This window comes from Paenibacillus rhizophilus (assembly GCF_003854965.1).
In the GTDB taxonomy this organism is placed as follows: Bacteria; Bacillota; Bacilli; order Paenibacillales; family Paenibacillaceae; genus Paenibacillus_AQ; species Paenibacillus_AQ rhizophilus.
The window spans coordinates 243,590-267,119 of the sequence record NZ_RQPI01000003.1 but is presented as its reverse complement, the minus strand read 5'-3'; the positions used below and the strand labels follow the sequence as shown (position 1 = coordinate 267,119).

Below are 23,530 nucleotides of genomic sequence, written 5' to 3'. Positions count from 1 at the left end.
CGGGACAAAAATCCAAAAATAACTTTGGGGACAGCCCCTGTTGCCGGAGCCGTTTCAGTCGGCATCAATCAGTTGCTCCATAAGATAGGCGACCTTGAAGCGCAGATTGTCGCTGGTATTTCTGATTTTGCGGCCGGTGAGCTGCTCGCATTTTTCCAGCCTGTATACGACGGTATTCCGATGCACGAACAACTGCTTGGCTGTCTCGGCTATCTGGCAGTTGTTGTCGTGATAAGCGACCAGTGTGCGCATCAAGTCCTGCCGTTCTTTTTCATCCAGCCGGTTCAATTCTTTAAAGGTTTCATTATAATATTTCTTCAGCTCTTCAACCGGCAGCATCCGCAGCAGATCCGTCAATTTCTTCACATGATAAAACTGGACAAAGCGGCGCTTCTTGCTGCTGTGAGCTGTCTCCCACGCTTCAACCGCTTCCTTGTAGGTGACAGGGAGGTCCGTCAGACGATCAACCGGATTGCCGACCCCGAACGATAAGGAAATGCCCTCCCTATCATAAAGATCGTCGCAGATTTCGATTAGTTGTTCCCGCAGCATCCGTTCCGTATCCACAGGAGCAGTCTTATCTTTAGAAACGGAGAGAATCAGCACGAACTGGTCCTTGTTGCTGAAGAGCACAAACGAATGGCCCCGCGACCGAAACGCATCCTTCAACACTTCATACAGCTCTTCCCGCTTGGACAATTGCTGTTCCTCAGAAAGCGGGAGAGCGGGTCCCCTTCTGCTCAGATCATCGTCCTGCTTGATGACAATGCACAGCGAGGGCAAATTCTCTGACAGTCCGTACCGCTTGCCGCGGTGAATCAATTCCTGCTCGGAGGTCATGAACCCGTTAACGATATCCGTAAAAAGATCATTCTTATAGCGCCGTGAACGCTCCTTTACCGCCTGCTTCTTGAGCAGCTCGAAACTGATCACGTTGGCGGCCTGCTCCATAATCATCACCGGAAGCGGCTGAAGCTCGGCCGAATGCTGCAGGGTCAGCAGGAAGCCCTGCGGCTGGTACGTCATAATGGGATGCGCGGCGATATAGTTTAGCGCTTCGGGGGCGGTATCCGTAAAAAAGCTTACGGAAGTGCGTTCTTCATCCGGAAGCTGACTTGCCGACTCGCGGATTTGCGGCAGCAAGTCCTGATAAGCCTGCTCCCGGAAATGCGAAGACGCCGAGATCAGATTCATTCTTTGATCCAGAAGGATGACGGGGCTGTCCAGCAGTTCGGCTAAATCGCGCACAATCTCGGGAATCCCCTGCCCCTTCAGAATCAGGCTGGAAAATTGACGGTGGCTCTTCAGCGCATTGCGCAGCGTATCGGCATGCTTGTCCAGAATCGAATCAATGGCCTGGTTAATGAGATCGCCAAGCGAAACGTTGAGCGGCAGCTCGATCAGCGGAAAACCGACCTCATTGGCGACGGCGATCGCCTCTTGGGGGATCGCCGACCAGAAACGCTTTTTAATTCCAAGTCCGACACAGCCCGCCGCCGATAATTCAGGGATGAGCGCCACAAGCTCCTCGGGACTGTCCTTTAACGCATATGCCGTTGTGATCAGCAGTTCGTCGGGTTTTACAAAATCAATAATATCCGGGGCATCCATCATATTGACGGAGCGGACAACCCGGTTCAGTCCCTGAAACCCGCATATGACTTTGGATTCGAGCAAAAATGGAATTTTCAAGAGCTCTGCTAATTTCATAGAAACCCATCCTTCCGTTTTCTTATGGCAGATTAATTAACCTCATCATTTACAAATGAATTGCGATTCCTAACACGTCATGTATTAAGTATACAACATAAACAAAAATTGCGGTCGTTTTTGTTCATGTTGGATAATGCCTTATGGATACCAATCGATTATAATGAGTTCACAAAGAACAAAACAAGTTATAAAAAATAACATGAAAGGTTAGCGCTAATGGAGAGCCGGCATAGAAATATTGAGCAGGATAAAATATTGAACAGGTTTGAATCTATGAAAAAAACATTGGGAGGATACAAACGTGAACAAGACAGCAGCTAAGGTCCGCCAGCCTTTTTATAAAGGCCTGTTCTTTCAAATCATGATGTCCATTGTACTGGGTATCGCGGTTGGATATGTATGGCCGACATTCGGAATTGCTTTGAAACCGCTCGGAGACGGGTTCATTAAACTCATCAAGATGATTATTTCCCCTCTTGTCTTTGTTGTCGTAGTGCTGGGTATTGCTAAAGTGGGCAACATTAAGACGGTCGGACGGATAGGCGGCAAAGCGCTGCTCTACTTTGAGATTGTAACGACAATCGCCCTGATTATCGGCATGCTTGTCGCGAACGTAATGAACCCGGGATCGGGGATGAATGTGAATCCCGCCTCGTTATCTGTCGACGATGTAAGCAAAGCGACCAAAAACTCCGAACTCCCTCACGGAACTGAGTTCTTTATGAACATCATTCCGGACAGCGTAGTTTCGGCGTTCGCCACGAACACGATGCTGCAGGTGCTGCTTGTGTCCTGTCTCTTCGGTTTCGCTCTCGTCCGGGTAGGGGGCAAGACCTCAGAGGTCATTATTGACCTGCTGGAGCACCTTAGCCATGTTATTTTTCAAATCATGGGCTTCATTATGAAGCTGACGACAATCGCGACCTTTGGCGCGATGGCGTTCACGGTGAGCCAGTACGGTATGCAGACGCTGATCGCCTTCGGCAAGCTGTTCCTCGCCATGACGGTGGCTTGTCTGCTCTTCCTGCTCATTCTTGAAGTTGTTATGCGGGTGTTTGTCGGCATCGGCCTGTGGAAAGCCATTATGCTTGTGCGCGAGGAAATTGTATTTGCCTTCGCAACCGGCTCGACAGAAGCCGTTATGCCGCAAATTATAAGCAAGCTGGAGAAGGCGGGCTGCCACCGTTCGGTTGTCGGACTCGTCGTTCCGACCGGCTATTCTTTTAACCTGGATGGCGCCTCCATCTACTTATCGCTGGCGCTCGTCTTCCTGGCCCAAGCAACCGGTGTGGAACTCAGCTTATATGAACAACTCATACTTCTCGCCGTACTGCTGCTTACATCTAAAGGGATGGCGGGGATTCCGGGATCGGCGTTCGTCGCCTTGTCGGCTACTGCAGCAAGCACAGGCTCTATCCCCATCGCAGCCGTTGCGCTTATGCTTGCTCCCGACCGAATTATGGGCAACTTCCGTACGACGGTCAACATTATCGGCTACACAGTGGCCACATTCGTTGTCGCCCGCTGGGAAGGGCTGTTCAACAAGGAGCAAGCTTTGCTTGCCATGCAGAGCAGACCGCATGATTCTTCCGGCATGCCGGTAACCGTCCAGGCCAATGATTAATAATCGCCCTCACCAATAACACGCCCACCGCCTGAAGATGTAAAAAGGCGGCAGCCACCCGGTTAGGAAAAAGCCTATCCGGGTGTGCTGCCGCCTTTTTTTGCTGTGAGTAAGCCTCATAAATTTCGCCATTATATCGGACTCCGTTCGCCCTGCTCCCGGGTCCCCTACGATACATTTGCTCAAATCTGCGGCCAGTGTACAGTTACCCAAACATTCCCATATCCTTTCTCATATACATGAGCTATACCATGAAATTTATTACCGCGATGCAAGCCCCGGCATCCGGTTTTATCAGGCTTCATCCAGCGAACTGTATGACCTTATCCAGCAAGTACCGCGAAGTGAGCAGACTCCATTTATATCCATTTGCCCATATGCCGCCGCCAAATTGTACGCTTACTGGATAATCGTTAACCTATCGTGAAGCCTGCAATATATTCGCTTGAAACGGCATTCAATTTAACCATGAGTACTGAATGTATCCAAGTTGGAGAAGTGTGGCTGGAAGCCGAAGACCGGTTTGGAAGAAGGACTTAATAAAACATACCGCTGCTATCTGGACTTTGGTCAGATGATTTACAAACTGCGTTCTTTGCTATGCAGATCTCGACTTCGGGAAGGTGAACAAATGGATAAATATGCGGTCATCATGGCTGGCGGCGCCGGACTGCGGCTGTGGCCTCTCTCCAGGGAACACAAACCAAAACAGTTCATCGGTGTCGAAGGAATGAGCAGCATGCTTGAACAGACCATAGAGCGCATTACCGAGCTGATTCCACCGGACAATTGTTTTGTCATTACTAATAAAAATTATGCGGAAATAACCTGTGAAGCGCTTAAGAACATCATTCCATTACAAAATATTATACTCGAGCCTCTCCGTAAAAATACCGGCGCCTGCATTTCCTATGCGGCTTTATTACTGGAACGACGGTTTCAGGCAAGCCCGGTCTGCTTCATTCCGGCTGACAGCTATGTCAGCAACAAGCAGGAGTACCTTAAAGCTATCCGGCAAGCGTATGCTGAAAGCGAAAGCAGCTCCGGTCTGACCATTATCGGTGTGAATCCGACATATCCGGCCACAGGCTATGGTTATATTAAAATTGATCCAAGCGGTCAAACCGATCAAACCGATCCCCGGCACATATCCGATGTTCAGCAGTTCAAGGAAAAACCGGACACCGCCACTGCCCGCGCTTACGTAGATTCCGGGCATTATCTGTGGAACAGCGGCATGGTCGCGGGTAATCTGCAGGCCTTCAAGAGCGGAATTCAGCAGCATATGCCCGAGCACTTCAAAATCCTGTCGGCAGCTCTGGACCAACTGGACTCCCCCGCCTTCGATTCCTTGATAGAGCAGGCTTTCAGCCAGCTGCCTGAAATATCTTTCGATAACGGTGTACTGGAGCACAGCGGCAGCCTTAAGGCAATTAAGGGCTATTTCGACTGGGATGATATCGGAAGTCTGGACGCGCTGGGAAAACTGGTCGGCTACGACGAGAGCGGAAATGCCGTCAGCGGCAGTTATGTCGGAATGGATACTAATGATTCGGTCATATTCAGCAGCGATATACTGGTTACTTCAATCGGCGTCTCGAATATGATGATTATTAAGACAAAAGACGTTATACTGGTCTGCCCCAAAGAGCGGGCTCAGGATGTCAAAGCCTTCGTCGAATTGTTGAAACGCGCCGGATACGGGGATCACACATAATTGAAGGACTAGCCGGGATATATCAAACTGACGAATTTGACGCATAAAAAAGATCATTTTGCAGCGACCGTTTGCCGATATTCTACCGGAGAGCGGTTGTTTTTTTTCTGAGAAGCCCCTCTTGCATCTCGCAAGCTTTTGCTTTATTCTAGTCATGAAAATAATTTTCTTTATTTTATGTATAAAACTAAAAATTATTTTAAAAATCGTATTGGAATATGAGGTGGACCGATGACTCCGATCCTGCATGCACTGGAGCACGAGAAGTCCAAGCTCTCCCAAATGGAGCGCAGGCTGGCGGAGCGGATTCTTGCCTCCCCCGGCGAGATTGTCCATATGGGCATCACAGAGCTGGCGGAGCAATGCGGCATCAGCGCCGCAACAATCACGCGTTTTTGCAAAGTGTTTCATTTTAAAGGCTTCCCTGATTTCAAGGTGAAGCTGGCGGCCGAAATCGCCCACGGCGATGCGGCGCCTCAGGACGGCGGTTCCTCTTACCAGGATATTATGGCGGGCAATCCGCTTTCCGTCATCGTGGAAGCCATGCAGGCGAATCACCTTGCTTCCATCCGCGACACGACGTCGCTGCTGGACATCGGGCGGCTCGAACAGACGGTGGATTTGCTCTGCCGCGCCCGGCGGGTGGATTTGTACGGAATGGCCACCTCGTCAATTGTCGCTCAGGATTTCTATCAGAAGCTGATCCGGATCGGCGTGAACTGCACCGCCTTTGCCGATTCGCACATGCAGATCACTTCGGCTTCCTCTCTTTCGGAGGGGGATGTAGCCTTTGCCATTTCGTACTCCGGGGAAACGCCCGAGACGATCGACGCGCTTCTGTGCGCGAAGAACAGCGGCGCATCTACGATCTCGCTTACCTCATATGGCAGCAGCTCGCTTGCCTCGCTCAGCGGGATTTCACTTTTTTCCTCCTCCCTTGAAAAGGGAATGCGCAGAGGAGACATGGCTTCGCGGATCGCCCAGCTTCACGTTATTGATATTTTATTTACCGGGATGGTCAGCAGACGGTTCGGCGATTATATTCCAAAGCTGGAACAATCGTATCGGAATGTCCGGCAATTCCGCCACAAACGGGGAGGTACAGAATAGATGAACATTATGAAGATTCATAACGACGAAGACTTCGTGCAGACGGGAGCCAATCTGGTCGTCAGCCTGCTGCAGAGCAATCCGAAAGCCGTCCTCGGACTCGCCACCGGCAGTTCGCCCATCGGCGTTTACGAACGGCTGATCGAAATGTACCGGGGTGGTCTGGTGAGCTTTGCAAAAGCATCGTCCTATAATCTTGACGAATACGTAGGACTCCCGGTAGATCACCCGGAAAGCTACCGCAGCTTTATGAACAAGCATCTGTTCAGCCATGTCGATATCGACTTGTCCCGTACACATGTGCCAAACGGCAACGCCGGGGATCTGGAAGCCGAGTGCCTGGCCTATGATCAAATGCTGGAAAATGAAGGTCCTGTCGATTTGCAAATTCTCGGAATCGGAAGCAACGGGCACATCGGCTTTAACGAACCGGACGCCGGTCTGAACAGCGGAACCCATGTCGTGGATTTGCTGCCTGAAACGCGGGAGGCAAATGCCCGCTTCTTCCCCTCGATTGCGGATGTTCCCCGGCAAGCGATTACGATGGGCGTCGGCAGCATCCTGAAGGCGCGGCAAATTCTGCTGCTCGTGCGCGGCGCGGAAAAGGCCGAAGCGATCCGAAACGCGGTGGAGGGACCGATTACGACCCAGTGTCCTGCCTCTTTGCTTCAGATCCATCCGAATGTCGTCGTGCTGGTTGATGAAGGAGCGGGACAATGGCTGAAGTAAATCTGGAACGGGGACAATTACTCTATGGCATCGTGCTGACTCCCGAAGGAATTGTCAAAAACGGCGCCATCGCGGTTCAGGACGGCATCATTATATATGCGGGAGAAGCCCAGTGGCTGCCGGAAGCCTGCTCCAGCTGGCCGGAAAGCGAACGCGTACAGGACGGCCTGCTCATTCCGGGCTTTGTCGATGTGCATGTTCACGGCGGCGCGGGCCATGATTTTATGTATGCCGACGCCAAGGGCGTTTCGGAGGCGGCCGCCTTCCATGCTTCGAACGGAACGACGACGATGCTGGTGACGACAATGACCGCTTCGAAGGAGGCAATTGACCGCGTACTCGCCGTCGTCAACGCCTACCGCTCCGAAGATATGCCATATGCGCAAGTGGCAGGAGTCCATCTGGAAGGGCCGTTCATCAGCCCGAAATGGCCGGGCGCGCAGAACCCTGAGCACATTGTTCCTCCAAACGTTGAATGGCTGGAGGAATGGGAGCGCAGCTACCCCGGTTTGATCCGGCAGGTAACCCTGGCACCTGAGCGGGAAGGCGCGGAGGCGGCGATTACCTGGCTGCGCAGACGCGGCATTACGGCCGCCCTCGGCCATACCGACGCCGCTTACGAGCAGGTTATCGCCGCGGCAGACGCGGGTCTTAATCAGGCGGTGCATACGTTTAACCAGATGACTCCGCTGCATCACCGCAAGCCCGGAACGGCAGGCGCGGTCCTGTCCGACGAACGGATACGCGCGGAGGTTATCGCGGACGGCATTCACGTTCATCCGGCGGCTATCTCTATTTTGGTGCGGCTTAAAGGCCCGGAAGGTCTGATTCTGATTACCGACGCGATGTCGGCTGCCGGCCTCAGCGACGGGGAGTATGCCATCGGGGATCTGCCGGTTAAGGTTCAGGACGGTGTTGCCCGCCTTCGGGACAACCCTGATGCTCTTGCCGGAAGCACGCTTACCATGATCAAGGGCTTCCGCTATCTTATACAAGAGGCCGGCCTGACTCTTGAGGATGCGTCACGGGCGGCGAGTCTGAACCCGGCCATATCGCTTGGCATGGAGCGCAGCATCGGCTCGCTGGAGACCGGCAAGCGGGCGGATATTCTGCTGCTGGACGGCGCCCTCAACCTGCGCGGCGTATGGATCGGCGGACGCCGTCAGCAGTTCTAGGCTTTTTATGTATACGGCATTAACGCAGAGGAGCATCCTAAGGAATAAACTCTGCGTTCTGCCGTTTCGCATTTTATAGGGATAAAGCTGTTTATCTGTTCATACCGTCCCCGCTGGGTGTCGGAAAGATGCGTTCTACCATCGTGCGGAATTCATTGACAAAGCCTTTCAGCGGATGACCGCTTTGCGCCTGAGCGGCATAGCTGTTGACACGCTGAACGAAATCGGGATTGGCCGAGACGTATACCCGGTCGATACCCTGTTCATTTTTTTTGACGACATCAGCGATCTTAGCCTTCACTTCTTTGGAAAGCATATCTTGAACGTTTGTCGCCGCGGTTCCCGTGGTCACCCCTTTGTTTCTGAAGAGCCCTCCGCGGTCTGTTAGACCAGGTATCGCTGCGCCTGTTCCCGTTACACCTGTTCCCGTCAAGCTTCGGTTATTATTGGCAACAGCTCCCGGCATGCTGGTTCCCCGTGTCGGGTAATGGGTACCGACTCCGGTTCCGTAACCGGTCCCGTAGCCCGTTCCGTAGCCGGTGCTGCCCGGCATCATGTTCGCACCCAAACCATCGACGCCTTTTGCGCGCATTCCGCCCGTCATATTATTGTCCAGCGTTACAGCTACATAAGCGCTTCGGCCAGCGGTAAGCACATTGGCAGTGCGCACCTCCTTCATAGCGGCCACGCGGTCGGCAAGCTTCTGATTCATATCCAGCCTGTCGATCATATGTCCTCCACGCGCCGAATTGACGTTCAGGCGTCCATCCTGTCCATTCCGCATACCATCATTCATACGGCCATCATTCATACGGCCATCCTGTACGTTCTTCACGCCATAATTCCCCGCCGCATTCTGGTTGGTTCCGCAGCCCGCAATTCCGACCATTCCCAACAGCAGGGCGGCGGAGACGGATAAGCCGATTCTTGATCGCAACATGCATTCACCCTCCACTCGTTATGATTGCTGTGTAACAATCGTTAGGATGGCTTCTCTGTGGGCGGGCTATGCTGAAAGGATTTGGCATCCTACATTCTTTATCCTCCCAAGGAGGCTATCATACTGCGCAGCGGTGGGCTGTATCGCTCTTTTAACGCCGAAACTTCAGCCAAAATCCGGTCGTAATGCCTGACAGTACCCATGCCTTCATGACGACGGTAACCGGTCAGGGATTGATTCAGCATCACCGGAGGATATCCGTTCAGAACCGCGCGGAACCATAAATCGTAATCATGAGTAAAAGGGAGCGATTCATCGAACAAGCCGATGGCGCCGAACAGTTCCTTCTTGATCATGACCGTGCAGCCGTTTACCGGGTTGCCTTGAAGAAAGCAGCGCAGGAAATCAAGCTGGTTGGCAAAAACGGCTCCGGCATTAAGCTGAACAAGCTGGGATGTGGCATTGATATAATTGAAGTTGGTGTAGGAAATCAGCAGACCGTTATGCTCCATGAACAGCGCCTGATTTCTGATTTTATCGTGGTAAAAGATATCGTCGGAGCTGAGCCAGGCAACATAGTCGCCGGCGGCATGAAGAATGCCGTGATTCAGTGCGGACGCGGTTCCACCATTGGCTTTGCCCAAATAATGAACATGAGAATGGGCAAGGTATGGAATAATTCTGTTACTGTTCTGGGTGGAGCCGTCGTCGATGACAATGATCTCATAAGGAATCAGGGATTGTGACAGCGCGCTCTGCAGCGCCTGCTCAATATACGGGCAATTATAAAACGGAATAATGACCGACACTTTCGGATTCATGGTGATGCTCCTTTCCGGTTGCTGCTGCGGTAATATTCCAGAATTTCGGCAAGCGAACGCTCCAGCGGCACTTGGGGATGCCAATTTAAGGCGGAAGCGTGTACAGTAAAAGAGTTTGCCTCTGCCTGATTATGCGGCGCTCCCCGATCTGGGGCGTTTACAGGTTTCTGCGGCGCGTCCGAAACGGGGGCATTCACCGGCTCTTGACCGGACTCCGTTCCCCATTCCACCCGCACATTCGCCCGGGTCAGGCTCAGCATCCCCTCTGCAACCTCACCCAGACTGCGAGGTTCCCCCGAATCGACCCGATATACGGTTCCCGGCTCCCCCTGCTTCAAGATGCAGTCGTACGCCCTTACAGCATCCCGCACATCAAGAAAATCCCGCTGCGCAAGCCGGGAAGACAGATGAAACGGCGGCTGGGCAATTCCCTGTTCGCTGCGGAAGATATGTCCGGCCAGCAGCGAGCAGAAGCCGGTGGAAGGGCCGGGGCCAATCAAGTTGCAAGGCTCCGCGATCAACACCTGCTGACCGAACAGCGTTCCCCAGGACAGCGACATGAGTTCTTCCAGCGTCTTGCTGAGACTGTACGGATGCACCGCCCGCTCTCCGGCTCCCGGGTTAAACTTCAGCCGCGATCCTGCCACAAGCAGACGGACCTCAGTACGGGAACGCAGCGCGTCAAGCAGATATACAGCCGCCATTACATTCGTTTCCATATATTGAACCGGGCTTTGCCACGACTCCGGTACGGAATTTTTGCCGGCTAAATGCAGCACCTCGCCCGGAACGGTATCCTCTATCATCCTCTTCACGGCTTCGCCGTCATTCAAATCGCAAATATACGTCCTAACGTCTTGCGGAAATAGGCGTTTCCGGGATTCGTCCGGGATCGCCTTCCGCAGCACGGCGATAACCTCCGCGCCTTCCGCCGCAAAATGGGCAACGGCATGACGGCCCGTAAATCCGGCGGCGCCGGTAATCAGCAGCCTTCTGCCGGTCATGAATATCTCCGGCTTTGCTGCATCCATTCCGCAAGCTCGGCAAGCATATCAGGGTAGGAGGGCAGACGAAAGGCTACGTCCAGTCGCGTGCTGACCAGAGTCCGGTCCTGTACATGAACGTCATCGGGAACAATCTCGGCGTCGGTCTTGTGAAAGGCCGCCTGAATCATCCCGAGCAGCTCGTATTTACTGACCGGCTGGGGATGGGCCAGATGAATCAGACCTGACACTTCAGAATCGATCAGACGATCGATGGCTTTGGCCAGCTCCAGCGTCGTCACCCCGTTCCACATGACACGTCGGTAGCCGGGAACCTTGCCGGACTGCGCCAGGAACCATCCCATAAGGCCGATGCCTGCTTTACGGATTTCCGGTCCGATAATCGATGTACGGATCGTCAGATGGCCGAAATCGCAAACCTCGCCGAGCGCCTTCGTAACCGCGTAAACGGAGGTTCCGTCCGGCGCATCCTCCTCCGTGTATCCGCCGCGTGTTCCCTCGAACACGCAGTCGGTGCTGATGTGGATCAGCCGGGCGGATACAGCGTCGGCTGCACGCCGCAGACGATGGGGAAGGAAACTGTTGATGTGATAGGCTGCGATTTTATGGTCTTCCGCGGCTTGGTTAAGTACGCCAAGCGCGTTAATGATGCAGTGAGGCGAGACGATACTCACCGTTCTCTCCACAGCGGCAATATCGTCCGCATCCAGTACGAGTCCCTTGTGATCGCTTTTGTCCCGGGTAGTGTGAAAAACCTCGTGCTTTCCCTGAAGGCGGAAGTAATCTGCCAGCATATGCCCCGCCATGCCGTTTCCGCCGAGGATCAGCAGCTTCATTGGAGGAAACCTCCCCGGATCAGGATATCCTTGATCTCTTGTTTGGACATCAGATTGTTCGCGGAGCTGAAACTGCTGAAGGATACCGGCTCGCAGGCTTGATACCGCGACTTCAGATAAGGCATGTTAAGCGTAGGCAGTATGACAAGATATTGCTCGTCGTATACTACGGTCGTCAGGCTCTCGAAATCGCTCATCAGGATTTCATTGATTTTCTCTCCGGGACGGATGCCCGTCTCGATGATTTTTACATGCTGTCTGTCGGATGCCTCGATGAGCACTTCGGCCAAATCGACAATCCGGCAGGTCGGCATGGTGATCACGAATATTTCGCCGCCCACGCTGACCTCGGAAGCTTTGAACAGCAGGGAAATTGCATCGCTGAGCGTCAGGAAGAACCGGGTCATGTTGAAATCGGTAATCCGCACCTCGCCTTTTTCCCGAATCTGCTTCATGAACAAATGGACGACGCTGCCGTTCGTTCCGAGCACATTTCCGCCCCGCACCGTGACGAACTTTGTGCTGGAGCCGAGCAGGTTCGCGTAGACGATCAGCTTCTCGCCGATGGCTTTGGTCATGCCATAGAAGTTGGACGGATTGGCCGCCTTGTCGGTCGAGATATAAATCACTTTTTTCACCTTGTTCACTATGGCCGCTTCGATAACGTTCTGCGTTCCGATAACATTCGTCTTGAGCGCCTCGTAGGGCTGATCCTCACAGACGGGAACATGCTTCAGCGCCGCCAGATGGTACAAGTAATCCACACCCCGGCATGCCGCAATCAAAGCTTCCTTATCGCGGATATCACCGATGACAAAGCTTAAACGTCTGTCCTCGAATTCCCGGCTCATGGCGACCTGGGCGGATTCGCTGCGAGAGAAAATGATAATTTCTTTCGGATTCTGCGGCAGAAGCTGCCGGATCAGCTCATGTCCCCAGGAACCGGTACCGCCGATAACCGCAATCCGTTGATTATTGAACATACAGGTTCCCTCCAAGTAAAAATTTAACTACCTTATATGAAACATCCGGAACCAGATAGCCGTCCGGAACTTCCCATTCGCGGTACATCGAAGTCATCAGCCGGACGCACCGCAAAATACTTCCGCTGTCCACTCCGGATACGACGTTGCTTCCACAGTCCACCGTCTCCGGGCGCTCGGTCGTCCGGCGGATCGTGACGGTCGGCACGCCCATCAGGCAGCATTCCTCTTGAACGGTGCCGCTGTCGGTGACAGCGCAGCGCGCGTTCTTCTCCAAAGCGACAAAATCGAAAAAGCCGAATGGCTCGTAAAATTCAACGAGGCTGTGCATCTGCAGCGGAAAGGAGTCCGAAAGCTTCGACCGGGTACGGGGATGGATGCTGCAAATCAGACGGACGCCGAAGTACTCGGCAATCAAGTTTAAGCCTTTCATGATCTCCAGCAGCGGCTCCGGACGGTCAACGTTCTCGGCGCGGTGCGCAGTGACGAGAAAATACTGCCCCGGCGTAAGGCTCAGCCGGTCCAGAATATCGCTGGCCGCAATTTGCGGAGCGTAATGCGTCATAACCTCATGGATCGGGTTGCCGGTGAGCATGATCCGGGCGTTCGGAATCCCCTCGGCTGTCAGATGCCGCTTGCTCTGCGGTGTATAGGGCATGTTGACGGTTGAAACGGCGTCGATGACGCGCCGGTTCTTCTCCTCCGGCACTCCGAGATCGTAGCAGCGGTTACCCGCTTCCATATGAATAACCGGAATGCCCATCCGCTCGGCCAGAATGGCGCAGAGCGCGCTGTTCGTATCGCCGAGCAGCAGGACGCGGTCCGGCCGTTCCTTGAGCAGGATCGGCTCCAGCCCGCCGAACATGGCGGCCAGCTGTCCGCCAAGTCCCGCCTGCTTCTCCTGCAGCACGTAATCCGGCGCGCGCAGTCCCAGTTCCTCAAAGAAAACGCCGCTTAGACTGATGGTAAAATTCTGACCCGTATGCACCAGCACATGGCGGTCCGCATACTGGTCCAAAAGCGGAATAATTACGCTTAGGCGAATGATTTCGGGTCGCGTGCCCAGAATGGTCATGATTTTCATTCGTTCACTCCCCTGCTCGAATCTTGATGATGATTTAGTTTCAGGACCGGCAGGCAGGCCGTGCGCGAACCCCGGCGAAGTATGCGAGGCAGGCCAGGAACCGGCAATGAGCCAGACCCGGACTCCTGGGGCTGCGGTGCTGCCGGCCAGCCGAAATTTTTAAGCTGCGCCACGCCTATTAAAGGGATTTCCTCCCTCTAATCACGCCTATTAAAGCCCGATTCTAAAATAACTGGAATTTCTCCCTGTAAATGCGCCGATTTGAACGGAACTGAGAAAAAATGCAGAAATTAGACGGAGGATTTCCACTATATACTTTGAAAAGGTTTGACTATAAAAAATTAGCCGGAGGATTTCCTTCTATTTGCTCAGGGCAAGCGCCAATGGGAGCGGGCCGAACGCCGGCAAGCGCAAAGCCCGGATTAACCCGGTGCATCCCGGCGGCCCGGCGCAGCTACCGGCGCCGCGCCGCAGCGCTTCGGCGCTTGCGGGATGTCCGCCGCCGCCGGGATGTGCGGCGGGGGCGTTTCACCCGCCGCGCGCTCCGGGGCGTCACGGCGCGGCGGGCCAGCTTGCGCCGGAGCCGGCCGCGCCGCTTCGCTGCGCGGCGCCCCCGCGGCGAGCGCTGCGGGGCTTGCGCGGGCGCCGCGCTTTCGCCCGCGGCCTCGCCGGCGGGCGGCTCCGCCGGCGCCGGGACCGCCGCCGCGGCCGGTCCGGTCCAGCGGAGGAGCCACGCCTCCGCCAGCCCGCGCAGGCGCTCGCGGTAGGCCGCCGGGCCGTAGAGGCCGATCACCCGGCCGCGTGACCTGGCGCCGATGGTTGCCGCCAGCACCGGCTGCGCGAGCAGGGCTTCGACGCGCTCCGCGAGCGCTTCGCTGTTCTCCGGCGGAACCAGGCCTTCGCTGCAATCTACGGCCCGCATGATCTCGCCCAATCCGCCGGAATCATAAGCGACGACCGGCGTGCCGAACGAGAGTCCTTCCATGGCGGTCATGCCAAAGCCCTCGCGGACGAGGCTCGGAACGACCAGTACATCCATGGCGCAGTAGGCCTCCGAAAGCGATTCCTCATAGCCCTCAAACCGGAAGCGGGAGGACAAACCCTCCAGCTTCACCCGGCGTTTGCAGCGGCTGTAGTATTCCTTGTCGCGAGGCTCGCCGATAACAAGGAAACGGACATCCGGACGCTGCTGTGCCACGAGTATGGCCATATGAATAAAATGCTCCAGCCCTTTTTCCCAGATAATAAATGAAGAGATGTAGCCGACGAGCGGATTTCCGGGCTTTACGCTCAGTTCGCGCCGGCGTTCACCTCTCAGCTTGCTCCACGCTCCCGTCATCATCCCTTTGTCATCCCAGGTAGGCGGAAGCAGTGCAATTTTACTTGCCCGAATTTCCTCCGTAAAAGAAAGAGCCGCCGTTTGCGATATGCAGATAATCTGATCGCTGAACCGGTCGATCACATTTATGCTCAGCTGAGTATTCTCGTTCTCGGTAATGATCTCGCTGATCTTCCATACCACCGGTATGCCCAGCGATTTGGCGGCAACAGCCGGCAGAACGTGCACACAGGTGCTTGTTACGATGAAGGCGGGGCGTCGTTGTTCCAGCCATGCCTTCATCTCCTTGAACTCCCTGGCTTCCTGAAACGATCGGATGTCCTCCTCTAGTCCCGCATAGGGAGTATACATGCCGTACACAAGCGGAATCGGCAGCAGCTCCACCGATATTCCATGGTGGCGGGCCTGACGGGTCAGCTTTCCTTCCTGAGGAGCGACAAGCAGGCAGTCAAAGTAGGAGGACAGTTCCCGGGCGAAGAACAGCAGCAGCTTTTCGGCGCCGGTTATGCTGTTGTCATTGGATACATGGGAAAAAAGGACAACGGCAGCTTTATCAGCCATTGGCGTATTGGCGCTTCCGATAGATGACCTCGGAGCAGCCGCTCACCTCCCTGTTAGGTATGAGTGCCCGGACGGTGCGGGAACCTCCTGCCGGTTCCGCCGCCCGAATAGAAAGAATTCCTTGCCGCTTTCCAAAGTTCCGTACCGGAAAGAAGTTCCCGCATGGTCCGGCGTCTATACCGGATTCGTCTTGGCTTATCGTATGAAAGCGGCCGATGAAGCGGATGTGACAACTGCCCGCGGCAGGAGCACAAATCGGCAGATCAAAGCCCACGGATGTTCATCCGAATATAGTGGTTAACAGCTGATTGACCCGCTTCGGATACGTATGATCCCGGAGTGTCCGCTCCAGCCCCTTCAGCGCAATGGCTTGACGTTCCTCCTCATGCGTCAGGTAATAACGGATTTTGTCAATCATCTCCAGCGGAGTGCTGAATGTTACAATCTCTTCTCCCGGCTTGTAGAAGGTGGCTAAATCATCCCGGACATCGCTCAGCTGAAGCGTACCGCTGGCCGCAATCTCGAAGGTCCGGGGATTCGGCGAAGCCGCGGATATTGCCAGCGTATTATTGTTTGCTACATCATCAACATGGGAACGGTGGAGATTGATTACAATTTTCGAACCGCTGTAAGCGACCGACGTTTCCTGCGGGGACATCCATTTTCCGATCTCGATCCGGTCGCCGTAAAGCGGAGCCTCCGGAAGCCGGTCCCACCAGATTCCGTTAATCACGGTATTGAATTCCATCAACTGCGGCATAATTTCCCGGAAGAAATTGACCCGGTTCCAATACGCGGAGCCGATGAAGCTTACCTCGCGTGTTATCGACGTTCGGGAAATGGTGGGACGGTAATGCGGCCGGTATGCCGCAAACGGCAGATAATGGACCTCCGCACAGCCAAGCTGCCGGTAATATTCGATGCAATTTCGTTCCAGCGTGAATACATAATCGTAGTGATTTACGAGGCCCAGCGTAAAATCGGTATAGTAGGGATCATCCGTAAGCCAGATGGCCGTACGTATGCCCATTCCCCGAATCCGGTCGATTTGTTCCAGCGGAAGATCCATTCCGTCCAGCACAAGGACCAAGTCCGGCTTGTTGGCGACAACCAGTTCTAACAAGTTCTGACGGACATCCGTCACCGTCACTGCCGCCGTTAGGCTTTGCAGCGATGACAGTACAGCTTCGTCCAGCGGGGAATAGGGGTAGCCTTTGCCGGAAGCGACGTACATGACATGAATATCGCGTACGGGCAGCGGCTCTTCGGGACGGCCGTCCAGAATGGCCAAACGACCGCGGAAATAGCCTTCATCATAGCCGCTCTTAAAACCGTTCAACCTCCCCCGCAGCTTCGCTTGCTCAGCCGGCGTGAGGGGAAGCGGCGAGAAAGGAAGAATGAAATCTTTGCTCATCGTACACTCGCTCCTTTTTAATTAATGTCTCGTTCGCGTCTCGTCGATCACATCAAGCAGCCTTGGCAGCCGGGCTGCAAAGGTATGGTTCTGAAGTGTCGTGCGAAGAGCTCTCAAGGCGAAATTCCGCCGGGCTTTCTCGTGTTTCAGATAGTATTCAATTTTGGATTCCAGTTCCTCGGGCGAGCCGAAGGTCTCCAGGTCATAACCCGGCCGGTAATGTTTCGCCAGATCCTCCCGTACATCCGTAATCTGCATCGCGCCGCAAGCACTGATCTCATAGGTTCGCGGGTTGATGGATCTTCCGGGAATGTGATACGAATTGCGGTTATCCTGTCCCGACTCCCAGGGACGGTGAATATTGATGACGAGCTTCGAGCCGCTGTAATAATTCGCCGTTTCCTCCGGAGGAATAAAGCCATTGTGGATGAACGGAGACAGCGTGTCGTACGTTCTGAGCCGCTCCCAGAATCCGCCGACGATAAGTGTCCGGTGCCGGATTAACAGAGGGGCCAGACGGTCGAACAGCTCGGTCCGGTTAAAAAAAGCATTGCCTATAAAAACGATGTCATAGCAATACTCCGGCCCGGTGCGGCGGGGGTTGAACATTCCCGGATTGACGCACAGCGGTAAATAATGCACCGATCCCACTCCATGTGACCGGTAAAATTCCACACATCCCAGCTCGTGCGTAAAGACATGATCGTAATGCCGGCAAAGAACAGCCGTATCCTGCGTAAAATAAGGGTCGTCGACAAACCAGATGGCGGTGGAGATGCCCCTCCTGCGGATTTCCACGATCTGCTCCAAATGGTCATCCGGAAATACATGCAGCCCGTTCATGACCAGCACCGCTTCCGGAGATTCCCGGACAGCGGTCTCCAGCATGGCCTGCGCCGGGCATACGATCAGCTCGGTAACGAGACCGGTCAGCGCCTCCGTTACCCCGGCGTCAATCGCATCGAATCCCTGCGGGACATACATCAGCCTTAAGGGACGCTGGAGACCGGCAGAAACCGGATTCAACCGTTTCACAGCTTCGCACAGACCAAGATGGTAGCCCTGCCGGTAGCCGTCACGGTAGCCCTGATTTCGCTCCTGCAATATCTTCGCTTTCACAGCCTCACCCTACCCTGTCGTATTCTGATGACAGTATAGTTATATGCTTCGGAGATATCCGCCTCATGGACACCTGTCCGTAATGGCGATAAATTGGCAGATGCCCTCCGGCAACCGTACAAGCTGGACATGTAGGCCTGGACTTAGGGGAGAACGGCAGCGGCAAATCGCCCCTGCTGGAGGGAGTTGCCGCCGCCTGGGGATTTAATTCGGAAGGGGGCATTCTTTTTGCGTGCCGAAAGCTGCTATAAAGCTACTATCAATGTAGCTTCTTACATCGACGAGTGGATAAGCAGCCTTCGTCCGGACCCAAAGCGTTCATGAATGACGCTCGGATTTGTAATATTTTTCACATTCAATCACGCGAGGTACAGATGTTGGGGCACTTCCCGGCATCCTTGCTCGACCCCGTCATGAGTTGAATTTGGAGTGCCATTAGGGAGACAGGCGCCGTTCCGGTATACGAATGCAACCTATATACTGCAGTATTCGGATACCAGAATAAGGAGGATGACCTATTTTGATTATCGGTACGGTAGTTAATGCGTCCGGATTAGCCCAAGCAAGGCTTATGGCAAATTCAGTCAAACGGCAAATGCCTTTCGCCAAAGTTTTAGTCTGCCTGGTTGAAGAGACTCAGGCGGGAACCTTGCCGGATGTTGACTGGATTTTTACGGCCAGAGAAATCTCCGCTTACCTCGGATTTGAGGATTTTGACAACTATATATTCAAGTTTAATTCCCTCCAATGCGGCACGGCGATGAAGGGGCGGCTGTTAACCTATCTTCTTGAAGCCTTTCCGGGGGAAGAGCATATTGTCTATCTTGATCCGGAGATGTATGTGTTTAAGCCGTTTAACGAAATCGAACAAATGCTCAGTTACTATGATGTTGTATTAACCCCCCACCATCTGGAACCCTCGGATGCTTGGGATTGTTCCCGTGAAATCGGCACGCTGCAGGACGGCACCTTTCACAGCGGTCTTGTGGCCGTAAAGAACTCTCAGGAAGGACGTAATTTTGCAAAATGGTGGATGACGATCATTGCAGGCGATTTCGGCGGACAGCCAAACGGAATTTTTACCGATCAGCCTTATCTGAATTTCGTACCCGCTTTTTTCAATGCTGGCGTACTTCGTCATCCGGGTTATAATCTGGCATTCTGGAATCTGCATGAGAACGGCAGAAAGCTCTATTGGTCGGGTGATGGATACTGTCTGACCCACTACGTCTCCCTCCACTGTGTGAACTTCAGCAATTTTTTGGGATTGCTGGATAGCTGCATAGATACCTATGTCCCCCATGACGGGGCCTTTAGACAATTGTGGAGCGAGTATAAGCAAAATCTCGATTGGCTCTATCTTGAACACCCCGCCCTGCCTTGGGCCTACGACTACTTTTACAGCGGGGAGAAAATTGCAGATGAAACCAAATTACGCTATAGAGAAGCCAAAATAAACCGTTCGATTGAGGGGAATCCCTTCTATCTTTCAAACCACAGTGATTTCTAATCACCCGATTAATGATAAGGAGGCAATCCATGATTATTTGTTCAGTGACCTGTGCCGACAACCTGCATGAGGCAAAAATGATGGCAAGAGCAGCCAAATATCATATGCCGTATGCCTGGGTTGTCATCTGTCTGATGGAACGGGAGATTCATCCGGCGGCACTTGACGTACCGTGGTTTGATGAGGTTATTCTTGCCAAAGATCTGGGGATTCCCCGGTTTGAAGGAAGCATCTTTAAATACAGTCTGCTTGAGGGGGTAACCTCCATCAAACCGGCGTTTCTCCGTTTATTATTCGACCGGCATCCGGAGGAGATGAATGTGGTATTCATGGATACCGATATCATCGCTTATGCTCCTTACGACGATCTGCTGGCCGCCCTGGAGCATCATGATATTCTATTATCCCCTCACCGGATAGAGCCAAGTGGCGAACCGATGGGGTATCTGCATCATGGCATTTTTAATACCGGTTTTGTGGCTCTTCGAAGATCAGAGGAAGCGATGCGCTTTCTGGACTGGTGGGGACAGCGGCTGTACAGCTACTGCCATTATGACGCTCCTTTTTTTGTGGATCAGAAGTGGGTGGATCTGGCGCCGGCATTGTTCAACGTTAAAGTATGGAAGCATCCGGGTTATAATGTCGCCGCCTGGAACCTGCATGAGCCCTGCCGGAAGATAGTCCGGGAAGAGAATGGACGCTATTGGCTTGAAAATAATTATCCGTTCGTATGCTATCACTATTCCGGATTGCACGGGATGCTGCAGTATTGCATGAGCCAGTGGATTCCCGACCGCGGAAACCCGCTCTACGGGCTGCTGCAGCTCTATTTGGAGGAGATGGATACTATGGGCAAAGAGGAACTTTCCCAGGTCCCCTGGAGTTATGACTATTATCTGGACGGCAGTCCGGTAACGGTCCAAGAAAGGAAAGCGTACGGCAGCGATATTCAGGCATTTGAGTCAGGCCGCGATCCTTTCGGCTCCCGCGAGGGAGACGGAGGAATATGAAGGGGCTGATCGTCTGCGCCGGAAAAGGCTCCCGCCTAAGACCGTTTACGCTTACCCAACCGAAGACGCTGCTTCCTGTCGCCAATAAACCGATTCTTTTCTATGCGATTGAAAAGCTGGCCGATGAAGGCATCCGTGACATCGGTATCGTGATCCATCCGTCCCAGGAAAAGATGATTTGCGGCGCCGCGGGCAGCGGAGAAAAATTCGGGGTATCCCTGACTTATATGTACCAGCAAGAGCCGCGGGGCATTGCGGATGCGGTTGCCGCGGCAGAGGATTTTATCGGACAAAGTGATTTCATCCTGCTTCTCGGCGACAATTTGATCAAAGAACCGCTGAAGACGCTGGTCGACCGTCTGGAGCACTCGGCTGCCTGCATCCTGCTCACTCACGTGGACAATCCGCAGCATTTCGGTGTTGCTGAAATTAATGAAACCCAAATTATCAAACTGGAAGAGAAGCCGCGATTCCCCAAAAGCAATCTTGCGGTGGTCGGAAGCTATGCCTTTAAACCCGGAATCTTTGATTATATTCGAGCCTTGACGCTTTCTGACCGGGGAGAGCTGGAAATAACGGACGCCATTCAACGGTTGATCGACAGCGGAGAAAGAGCAGCCTATGCGATAACCTCACAGCATTGCTCCGACGTAGGGACCTCAGAGCGGTGGCTTGAGGCTAACAACTGGATGATGAACGAGGTTTACGGAGAGAAGAACGACATTTCCGAGAAATCCACTTTAGTCAACTGCACTGTTCACGCTCCGGTGGCTATCGGTTCCGGCTGCGTATTAAAAAACTGCACGATCGGCCCCTTCGTTTCGGTCATGTCCGGAGCCCATTTGGAGGAATGCCATCTTGCACACAGTATTCTGCTGCGGGATGTCACAATCAGAGGCACCGGCAAGGAGGTTCTTGCCGGCATTTTCGGCGATGAGGCGAGCATCACAGGCTCCTCCGCTACAGGACCATTCGCCCCTAAGATCGGAGGAGATCAAGGATGAAGATTATTCCCAGAAGGCTGGAAGGCGTCTTTGAAATCCGCCTGTCTCCGCTGAGCGATCACCGGGGACTGTTTATGAGAACATACGACGAGTCCATCCTCTCCTCTTACGGCATTCATCGCCATTGGGTACAAGAGAATCAATCGGTGACGATCCGCAAGGGAACGATCCGGGGACTGCATTTCCAATATTCCCCCAGTTCGGAGTCCAAACTCGTAAGAGTCGCTGCCGGTGCCGTGCTTGACGTATTTGTAGATCTGCGAAAAGACTCCCCGACCTTCGGAGAGTGGGACAGTCTGGAGCTGTCCGAGGACAACCGGGCGATGATCTATATTCCGCGAGGCTTCGCCCACGGTTTCTGCACGCTGTGCGATCATTGCACCGTACAGTATAAGGTAGACCGGGAATTTTCCGCTGCGAATGATGGAGGCATCCGCTGGAACGACCCTTCCATCGCTGTGAGGTGGCCGACGGAAACTCCCATTCTCTCTGATAAAGACAAGAATCTGCCTACGCTTGATATGTTCATTTCGCAAAACAAAGAGCTTGATACGGCATGAGATATATTGTGACCGGAGCGGGAGGATTTATCGGAAGCTTTTTGTGCGAGCAGCTGCGCCGGGAAGGCCATGAGGTCGTACGGATTTTCCGCAGCCTGCCGGCGTATGCAGCCGATTCGGCGGGAGCCTACGAGGATATTGCGGCGGATGTTCTCTCTGACGACTTTCCCGGGCTCCGCCTTGGCGGAGATGCCGTGATTCATTTGGCAGCCGCCAACGATATCGTTTCCAAAGATGGCCGGGAAGGCATAAAGCTCTCTTTGATTGGGACCAAAAATGTGCTGGATTTTGCCGTAAACAACGGAATACCGCAAATGATTTTCTTTTCGACCATCCAGGTGCTCGGATCGGAACTGCAAGGGTTGATCACGGAAACATCGGCTGTGCGCCCCGAGAACGATTACGCCGCCAATCATGCGGTGGCTGAACTGTATACGGAAATGTACGCAAGAAAAGGGCTGCTGCGGGCTGTCAGCATCAGGCCGACGAATGTGTACGGCCACTTTGCGTCTCCGACCATAAACCGCTGGAGTCTGGTTCCGGCCTGCTTTTGCCGGGAAGCGTTCTTCAACAAGACCATTACGATTCGCTCTTCGGGAAAACAAAGAAGAAATTTTGTTAGTGTCGAAAGTGTGGCCAAAGCGACAAGCGCCGTGCTGGCGAACTTCCCCGCTTCCTACGATGCGCTGAATCTCGGCTCCCCATTCCATATGACCATTCTGGAAGCTGCGCAATGCGTCAAGCAAGTTCACGATGAAATGTATCCCGATCCGGTTCAGCTGCTCGTTCAAGGCGATGAGCCGCAGCAGGAGAACCGGTTTGAAATATGCCTGCGGAAATTGGAAGACCGGTACGGATTCAAGGAACACCTGGGAGCCGAGGATTTCCGAAAGGAGATCCGCCTCATCTTCCTCAGCCTGGACCGTTTGGCTCACTGAGCATAAAAAGTCCGGGCTCCCCCATAAGTGAATCATTTTAAAATGCAATGAGGAGTTAAAAAGCCGGCAGGTCTTTCCGTTATTGAAAGACTTGCCGGCTTCTGCTGTTCTATTCGTCAACACCCATCGAACCTTAAGTTAGGAATCAGGGCAACCGCTCCAACATCAAGGGACAAGGCCAGGTTGGCTGTGATTTGGGCTCAGCGTCTTGAAAACAGCTAAAGTGCAGCTATTTTTGATCAAAAACGTTTATTCACATGGAAATCCATCCTACTATTATACAGGAATTAGAGGCTGTGCTGACTGAGCTTGAGGCTGAACGGAAAAAAAGTGTATTTT

General features: G+C 53.6%; 21 protein-coding genes. 11 read left to right on the top strand and 10 right to left on the bottom strand.

Annotation, left to right across the window (positions count from 1 at the left end; genetic code table 11):
- Nucleotides 1–54: 54 nt before the first annotated feature.
- The gene (locus EH198_RS08445; RefSeq protein WP_124695104.1) at nucleotides 55–1,710 is read right to left on the bottom strand and encodes a PucR family transcriptional regulator; all 1,656 of its coding nucleotides are present in this window, start codon (nucleotides 1,708–1,710) and stop codon (nucleotides 55–57) included.
- A gap of 304 nt (nucleotides 1,711–2,014) precedes the next feature.
- Between EH198_RS08445 and EH198_RS08440 the strand changes: the two genes are divergently transcribed.
- The 6 genes from EH198_RS08440 (at nucleotide 2,015) to nagA (ending at nucleotide 8,068) form a co-directional block, all read left to right on the top strand.
- Complete coding sequence (locus EH198_RS08440) at nucleotides 2,015–3,337, top strand: cation:dicarboxylate symporter family transporter (RefSeq protein WP_124695103.1); 1,323 nt, start codon at nucleotides 2,015–2,017, stop codon at nucleotides 3,335–3,337.
- Between the two features lie 178 nt (nucleotides 3,338–3,515).
- A complete protein-coding gene (locus EH198_RS08435) occupies nucleotides 3,516–3,764 on the top strand; it encodes a GDP-mannose 4,6-dehydratase (RefSeq protein ID WP_246014154.1) in 249 nt (82 codons plus the stop codon).
- A 204-nt stretch (nucleotides 3,765–3,968) separates the two neighbouring features.
- Nucleotides 3,969–5,054 (top strand): mannose-1-phosphate guanylyltransferase, encoded by a 1,086-nt coding sequence (locus tag EH198_RS08430; protein WP_124695102.1) that lies wholly within the window; start codon nucleotides 3,969–3,971, stop codon nucleotides 5,052–5,054.
- 231 nt (nucleotides 5,055–5,285) lie between these two features.
- Nucleotides 5,286–6,164, top strand: a complete 879-nt coding sequence (locus EH198_RS08425; RefSeq protein WP_124695101.1) for a MurR/RpiR family transcriptional regulator — start codon at nucleotides 5,286–5,288, stop codon at nucleotides 6,162–6,164.
- Nucleotides 6,165–6,893 (top strand): glucosamine-6-phosphate deaminase, encoded by a 729-nt coding sequence (gene nagB, locus EH198_RS08420; protein ID WP_124695100.1) that lies wholly within the window; start codon nucleotides 6,165–6,167, stop codon nucleotides 6,891–6,893.
- Nucleotides 6,881–8,068, top strand: a complete 1,188-nt coding sequence (nagA, locus tag EH198_RS08415) for an N-acetylglucosamine-6-phosphate deacetylase (protein WP_124695099.1) — start codon at nucleotides 6,881–6,883, stop codon at nucleotides 8,066–8,068. Before nagB ends, nagA begins: the two co-directional genes overlap by 13 nt.
- A gap of 91 nt (nucleotides 8,069–8,159) precedes the next feature.
- Here nagA and EH198_RS08410 read toward each other — a convergent pair whose 3' ends face one another.
- The 9 genes from EH198_RS08410 to EH198_RS08370 all read right to left on the bottom strand — a co-directional run bounded on the left by EH198_RS08410 (nucleotide 8,160) and on the right by EH198_RS08370 (nucleotide 18,169).
- Nucleotides 8,160–9,008, bottom strand: coding sequence for a YhcN/YlaJ family sporulation lipoprotein (locus EH198_RS08410; RefSeq protein ID WP_124695098.1), 849 nt, complete (start codon nucleotides 9,006–9,008; stop codon nucleotides 8,160–8,162).
- Between the two features lie 98 nt (nucleotides 9,009–9,106).
- Nucleotides 9,107–9,829 (bottom strand): glycosyltransferase, encoded by a 723-nt coding sequence (locus tag EH198_RS08405; RefSeq protein WP_124695097.1) that lies wholly within the window; start codon nucleotides 9,827–9,829, stop codon nucleotides 9,107–9,109.
- Complete coding sequence (locus EH198_RS08400) at nucleotides 9,826–10,833, bottom strand: NAD-dependent epimerase/dehydratase family protein (protein ID WP_185702808.1); 1,008 nt, start codon at nucleotides 10,831–10,833, stop codon at nucleotides 9,826–9,828. Before EH198_RS08400 ends, EH198_RS08405 begins: the two co-directional genes overlap by 4 nt.
- The gene (locus EH198_RS08395) at nucleotides 10,830–11,669 is read right to left on the bottom strand and encodes a dTDP-4-dehydrorhamnose reductase family protein (RefSeq protein ID WP_124695095.1); all 840 of its coding nucleotides are present in this window, start codon (nucleotides 11,667–11,669) and stop codon (nucleotides 10,830–10,832) included. The genes EH198_RS08400 and EH198_RS08395 overlap by 4 nt, the downstream gene beginning before the upstream one ends.
- A complete protein-coding gene (locus EH198_RS08390; protein ID WP_124695094.1) occupies nucleotides 11,666–12,652 on the bottom strand; it encodes a polysaccharide biosynthesis protein in 987 nt (328 codons plus the stop codon). The genes EH198_RS08395 and EH198_RS08390 overlap by 4 nt, the downstream gene beginning before the upstream one ends.
- A complete protein-coding gene (gene wecB, locus EH198_RS08385; protein WP_124695093.1) occupies nucleotides 12,642–13,736 on the bottom strand; it encodes a non-hydrolyzing UDP-N-acetylglucosamine 2-epimerase in 1,095 nt (364 codons plus the stop codon). Before wecB ends, EH198_RS08390 begins: the two co-directional genes overlap by 11 nt.
- Nucleotides 13,737–14,190: 454 nt before the next feature.
- Entirely contained in the window at nucleotides 14,191–15,636 is a 1,446-nt protein-coding gene (locus EH198_RS08380) for a glycosyltransferase family 4 protein (protein ID WP_124695092.1), read from the bottom strand.
- A 280-nt stretch (nucleotides 15,637–15,916) separates the two neighbouring features.
- Nucleotides 15,917–17,050, bottom strand: a complete 1,134-nt coding sequence (locus EH198_RS08375; RefSeq protein ID WP_124695091.1) for a CgeB family protein — start codon at nucleotides 17,048–17,050, stop codon at nucleotides 15,917–15,919.
- 21 nt (nucleotides 17,051–17,071) lie between these two features.
- On the bottom strand, nucleotides 17,072–18,169 hold the full coding sequence (locus EH198_RS08370; protein ID WP_124695090.1) for a glycosyltransferase family protein: 1,098 nt from the start codon (nucleotides 18,167–18,169) through the stop codon (nucleotides 17,072–17,074).
- A gap of 520 nt (nucleotides 18,170–18,689) precedes the next feature.
- Between EH198_RS08370 and EH198_RS08360 the strand changes: the two genes are divergently transcribed.
- From EH198_RS08360 to EH198_RS08340, 5 genes are read left to right on the top strand one after another with little or no spacing between them, the layout of a single operon-like run.
- Entirely contained in the window at nucleotides 18,690–19,679 is a 990-nt protein-coding gene (locus tag EH198_RS08360) for a hypothetical protein (RefSeq protein ID WP_124695089.1), read from the top strand.
- A gap of 29 nt (nucleotides 19,680–19,708) precedes the next feature.
- Nucleotides 19,709–20,689 (top strand): hypothetical protein, encoded by a 981-nt coding sequence (locus EH198_RS08355; protein ID WP_124695088.1) that lies wholly within the window; start codon nucleotides 19,709–19,711, stop codon nucleotides 20,687–20,689.
- Nucleotides 20,686–21,693 carry a sugar phosphate nucleotidyltransferase gene (locus EH198_RS08350; protein ID WP_124695087.1) on the top strand — a complete coding sequence of 336 codons (1,008 nt, stop codon included), beginning with the start codon at nucleotides 20,686–20,688 and terminating at the stop codon, nucleotides 21,691–21,693. Before EH198_RS08355 ends, EH198_RS08350 begins: the two co-directional genes overlap by 4 nt.
- Entirely contained in the window at nucleotides 21,690–22,253 is a 564-nt protein-coding gene (rfbC, locus tag EH198_RS08345) for a dTDP-4-dehydrorhamnose 3,5-epimerase (RefSeq protein WP_124695086.1), read from the top strand. Before EH198_RS08350 ends, rfbC begins: the two co-directional genes overlap by 4 nt.
- Nucleotides 22,250–23,191, top strand: coding sequence for an NAD-dependent epimerase/dehydratase family protein (locus tag EH198_RS08340; RefSeq protein WP_124695085.1), 942 nt, complete (start codon nucleotides 22,250–22,252; stop codon nucleotides 23,189–23,191). Before rfbC ends, EH198_RS08340 begins: the two co-directional genes overlap by 4 nt.
- Nucleotides 23,192–23,530: the final 339 nt, after the last annotated feature.